The sequence below is a fragment of the Acidovorax lacteus genome, from assembly GCF_039540375.1.
GTDB lineage: Bacteria > Pseudomonadota > Gammaproteobacteria > Burkholderiales > Burkholderiaceae_C > Acidovorax_G > Acidovorax_G lacteus.
On the sequence record NZ_BAABEX010000021.1, the window covers coordinates 1 to 551 of the forward strand.

A 551-nucleotide genomic window follows, 5' to 3' on the forward strand; every position below is an offset into this window, starting at 1 on the left:
CATCGTCAGGCTCTTACAGCCCAGAAACCCCCTTCAGCTCCCAAGCTGAAGGGGGTTTTTGCTTTGCAATAGCAACAACAACCAACGAGCCGCCGCGTCAAGCCAGCACCAGCTCTCACAGAGCAATAGCTGAGCGCGGCTGATCAGCTCAGCCCCCAAAACGATGCACGCCTTGTGCATCGGTGTGCCGCGTCACCGCTCCCTCCTTCCACAGCCGGTGCAGGTGCGCGATGGCCTCTCCCAGCGCAAATGTGGTCTGGTGTGCATCCAGCGGGCGGTTGAACAGCACGGGCAGTACTTCTGCCGCCGTGGCGCTTGTACCTTGCAGTGCCTGGCACAGTGCGTTGAGTCTGTCGGCATGGTGCGCCTGCAGGGCGTGCAGCCGCGTGTGCAGGCCTTGGAAGGGCCGGCCGTGCGATGGCAGCACCAGGCTCTCACCAGGCAAACGCTCGTACCGCTTGAGCGACTTCAGGAACAGCCCCAACGGATCTCCATGCGGCTCCATTGCGTGCACGCTTACGTTCGTCGATATCGTCGGGAGAACCATGTCT

1 pseudogene is annotated in these 551 nt (G+C 61.9%); it reads right to left on the reverse strand.

What is annotated here, in order from left to right:
- Nucleotides 1-148: 148 nt before the first annotated feature.
- A pseudogene (locus tag ABD866_RS10815) lies at nt 149-551 on the reverse strand (MBL fold metallo-hydrolase); the annotation flags it as partial.